This is a genomic window from Pedobacter sp. CFBP9032 (assembly GCF_034045265.1).
GTDB lineage: Bacteria > Bacteroidota > Bacteroidia > Sphingobacteriales > Sphingobacteriaceae > Pedobacter.
The window spans coordinates 1-267 of record NZ_JAXCWE010000056.1; the positions used below are offsets into that span (position 1 = coordinate 1).

Here is a 267-nt window from a genome sequence, read left to right on the forward strand (position 1 = left end):
GACTCGGTAGCTCAGCTGGTAGAGCAATACACTTTTAATGTATGGGTCCTGGGTTCGAATCCCAGCCGGGTCACTAGCGAAAAATTACTAGATTTTTGTAATTTTGTTGCCTGTGTGGTGAAATTGGTAGACACGCCATCTTGAGGGGGTGGTTTCCTAAGGATGTGCTGGTTCGAATCCAGTCACAGGCACAGTAGAAAAAAATATTTAATTAATAGTTGATATTTTATAAAATAAATTTTATATTTGTCCTCGTTAATTTAATGT

General features: G+C 37.8%; 2 tRNA genes. Both read left to right on the forward strand.

What is annotated here, in order from left to right:
• Window positions 1-73, forward strand: a tRNA-Lys gene (locus SOM16_RS23120).
• A gap of 35 nt (window positions 74-108) precedes the next feature.
• Window positions 109-191 (forward strand) — tRNA-Leu (locus tag SOM16_RS23125).
• Window positions 192-267: the final 76 nt, after the last annotated feature.